This window comes from Intestinibacter sp., assembly GCF_051866655.1.
In the GTDB taxonomy this organism is placed as follows: domain Bacteria; phylum Bacillota; class Clostridia; order Peptostreptococcales; family Peptostreptococcaceae; genus Intestinibacter.
This window is the reverse complement of the sequence record NZ_JBJDXL010000272.1, coordinates 1-4,116: the sequence shown is the minus strand read 5'-3', so window position 1 is coordinate 4,116 and position 4,116 is coordinate 1. Positions and strand designations below refer to the sequence as shown.

General features: G+C 27.5%; 3 protein-coding genes. 2 read left to right on the top strand and 1 reads right to left on the bottom strand.

Features of this window, described 5'->3' with window-relative positions:
* Nucleotides 1–11: 11 nt before the first annotated feature.
* Nucleotides 12–932 (bottom strand): LysR family transcriptional regulator, encoded by a 921-nt coding sequence (locus tag ACI3VO_RS08145; RefSeq protein WP_439757434.1) that lies wholly within the window; start codon nucleotides 930–932, stop codon nucleotides 12–14.
* Between the two features lie 183 nt (nucleotides 933–1,115).
* On the opposite strand from ACI3VO_RS08145, the gene ACI3VO_RS08140 reads away from it, so the two are divergent.
* Both ACI3VO_RS08140 and cooS read left to right on the top strand, forming a co-directional pair.
* Nucleotides 1,116–1,610, top strand: a complete 495-nt coding sequence (locus ACI3VO_RS08140) for an NAD(+) diphosphatase (protein ID WP_439757433.1) — start codon at nucleotides 1,116–1,118, stop codon at nucleotides 1,608–1,610.
* Between the two features lie 320 nt (nucleotides 1,611–1,930).
* Nucleotides 1,931–3,865 carry an anaerobic carbon-monoxide dehydrogenase catalytic subunit gene (gene cooS / locus ACI3VO_RS08135; protein WP_439757432.1) on the top strand — a complete coding sequence of 645 codons (1,935 nt, stop codon included), beginning with the start codon at nucleotides 1,931–1,933 and terminating at the stop codon, nucleotides 3,863–3,865.
* Nucleotides 3,866–4,116: the final 251 nt, after the last annotated feature.

Sequence of the window (4,116 nt, the reverse complement as noted above, 5' to 3'; positions counted from 1 at the left end):
GAAAAAAAATACTAAACTAATTTATTTTCATCTAACAAATTAGAATCATCACTATGAATGCTAGTGTTTTCATTTATAAAATCCATAAATTTTTTCATAGTGCTATTTATAATAGCATCTTTTTTTGTAACCATATATATATCCCAGGTAAAGGAATCATCTCTAAAAGGCACATAATTTATTTTACAAGTAGGAGTATGTGAGAAATTTATACTAATACCAATTCCCTCATTTCTCTTACTAAAATCTGTGACAAGAATCATTTCATCAGTCTGTATTATTATATTTGGGTTAAATCCATTTTCTAAACATTTTATAATAAAATTGTGATGTATTTTAGATTGAGTGCCGTTAATAATTATTTTTTCATCTTTTAAATCAGAAAAATCGATATATTCCCTATTAGCAAGAGGGTGTTTTTTATTAATTATGGCATAAATTTTTTCATATTTAACTACTTGATAATCAAATTTTTCTTTGTCAAAATATGCAATTGCAAATCCTAAATCGACATCACCGTTTAGTACAGCCTCTTCACATTTAGAGTCAGTATATTCTTTTATATTTAAAATAATATCTGGATAGACTTTATTAAATTCATTTATTAAATCTAAAGAAAGAGCATTTATTACTCCAAAAGGAACACCGATATTTAAAAATTTTTTATTCTTTTGTTTAATTTCTTCTATACCTTCTGTAAGAATATCAAATTGGTAAACTATAGTAGAAGCTTTATTTTTTAAGTATTCACCATACTCAGTTAATTGATTACCATTAGATGTTCTATTAAAAAGAGGAACACCTATTTCTTTTTCTAAATTACTTATTGACTTACTTAAACCTTGTTGAGAGATATATAAATTTTTTGATGCTTTAGAAAAACTTCCGTCTTCGCATATTTGCAAAAAATATCTTAATGTTTTTATATCCATATAGACCTCCAAATTATATTAAAAAATATAAGAATTTATGACTATATTATATCAAATTACATATTTTTACAATTTTAGTTATCAAATATTTAATTTTGTATTATTATAGAGAATGAAATAATGCTTAAATCAATATTTTAGAATTATAATTGAGAAAATAGAATTTTTAAAAGGGGTGTATCTATGAATAATTGTTATGAATGTGGAGAAAAATTAGTACTTAAAATAGATAATGAAGGTAATAAAGTACAATACTGTGAGAATTGTAAGACATTTAGATATCCAATATTTAATACAGCTATAATTACTGCCGTTGTAAATAAATCTAAAAATAAAGTTCTTTTAATAAAACAATATGGAAAAAATGATTATATATTAGTAGCTGGATATGTAAATAAAGGAGAGTCTGCAGAACAGACAGTAGTTAGAGAGGTTAAAGAAGAGTTAAGATTAGACGTAATAGATTACGAATATATGAGAAGTGAGTATTTTGAAAAATCAAATACACTAATGATGAATTTTATATCTGTAGTTGAAGATGATGATTTATCAAATATATCTGATGAAGTTGATAAGGCAACTTGGTTTTCATTTGAAGAGGCTAGACAAAATATAAAAAAAGGAAGTCTGGCAGAAAAATTTTTAATAAAAATATTAGACAAACTAGAATCTAAGTAAAATATTCTTATATATGAAATAAATTTATTGAATACAGTATTTTATATAGATATAAAACATAAGATTCAAAAACATTGTTAAAAAAAACATAAATGAAAATTAATAAAAAAAATAAAAATATGTAAATTAATATAGAAATAATAATAAATTATACGAGAAAACTATTTCTTAACTAAAACATAAATGAATACAAAAATAAGTTGTAAGTTATACAACTATTATCTGTTTTTCAAGATATCATATCCTTGATAAAATAATAGTGAAAATAACTTATGACTTAATTTTATATTTATAAATATTTATTCAGGGGGAAATAGATTATGGCAAAAGAAGTAAACCTAGTAGAACAAATGCAAAGTATGACAATAGATCTTAACAGTAAAGTTTTAATAGAAAAAGCCGAAAGAGATGGCGTTGAAACAATGTACAAAAGAAAATTAGGATATAATGTACAATGTGGATTTGGTCTTAAAGGTGTTTGTTGTAGAAACTGTGGTATGGGACCATGTAGAATAAGTGCAAAAACTCCAAGAGGACTTTGTGGTGCTGACGAACATACAATAGTTGCTAGAAACTATGCTAGAATGTGTGCAGGTGGTACTGCAGCTCACTCTGACCATGCTAGAGATATAACTCATACAATGGCTTTAACATCAAAAGATGGTGGATATACTATAAAAGAACCAGAACAATTAATAGCATTGGCAAAATCTTGGGGAATAGAAACAGAAGGCAAAGATATATATGATATAGCTCATGAGGTTGCATATGAAGGATTGATGGAATTTGGTAAACCATTTGGAGTATCAAGATTCTTAGTAAATGCTCCTAAGAAAAGACAAGAAATCTGGAAAAAATATGGATATGAACCAAGAGCAATAGATAGAGAAATAGCTACAGTAATGCATTCAACTCATATAGGATGTGCAGCTGACTGCGAATCAATAATAGATATTGCTATAAGATGCTCTATGGCAGATGGATGGCAAGGATCTATGATAGGAACTCAATTCTCTGATATTATGTTTGGTAGTCCAAAACCAGTTCGTACAGAAGCTAACTTAAATGTATTAGAAGAAAATAACGTAAACATCATATTACATGGACATGAACCAACATTATCAGAAATGATAGTTTTAGCAGCAGATTTACCAGAAATGAAGGCACTAGCTAAAGAAGTTGGAGCTGATGGAATTACATTATCAGGTATATGCTGTACAGGTAATGAGCTTACAATGAGACATGGTATAAAAATAGCAGGTGACTTCCATCAACAAGAACTTGCAATAGTTACAGGTGCTGTAGAAGCCATGATAGTTGACGTTCAATGTATATTCCCAGCATGTGCAGAAGTAGCTAAGCATTATCATACTAAATTCATAACTACTTCACCAAAAGCTCAAATAACTGGTGCTACTTATATGGAATTCCATGAAGAAACAGCAGTTGAAGATGCTAAAACAATAGTTAGAGAAGCTATATTAAATTTCAAAAACAGAGATAAATCAAAAGTTTTAATACCAGATTTAAAATCAGAAGGTGTAGTAGGATTTAGTGAAGCAGCAATAGTTGGACAATTAAACAATGTTGTAAATTCTCAAATAGATGAAATGAATACAGTAAAACCTTTAGTTGATGCTTTAGCATCAGGAGTAATAAGAGGTGTAGTAGGAGTAGTTGGATGTAATAATGCTAAAACTCCATCAAATTACAACCATTTAACTGTGATAAAAGAATTAATTAAAAATGATTTCTTAGTAGTTTGTACAGGATGTGGTGCATCAGTAGCAGCTAAAAATGGATTAATGTTAAAGGAAAATGCTAAAAAATATGCAGGTAAAGGACTTGCAACAGTTTGTGAGCTAGTTGATATACCACCAGTACTACATGTTGGATCTTGTGTTGACAACTCTCGTATATTAAATGTATGTACAGCAGTTGCAAACTTTATGGATTGTGATGTATGTGATTTACCAGTTGCAGGTTGTGCACCTGAATGGATGTCAGAAAAAGCTATAGCTATAGGTACTTATGTAGTTGCAACAGGTATAGATACATATTTAGGTGTAATGCCTCCAGTAGGTGGTTCATCAAGAGCTGTTAATTACTTATGTGGTGGATTAAAAGAAAAATTAGGCGCTTGCTTCCATGTTTGCGAAGAACCAATTCAATTAGCTAAAATGATAATGGATGATATAGAAGCTAAGAGACCTGCTTTTGAAGAAATATATCAAAAAAATGTAATGAATAAGTAATTAAAAGATTATTAGTAATTAAAGATAAAAAATCTCTAGATAATTCCCTGTCTAGAGATTTTATATAAAATATTTAATTTTTTAATAGAATAGTAATTTCATAAAACCATATTCATATTCCAATTTTGAAAATATTATTCTAATCTAAATACAACAAAAGACTATGTCTGTCTAATAAGTAGTCTTTTGTTTTTTTAATTTATTTAAATGTTCTTATAATTATCGTAGAAAAAAAATTTAATAATATTCGT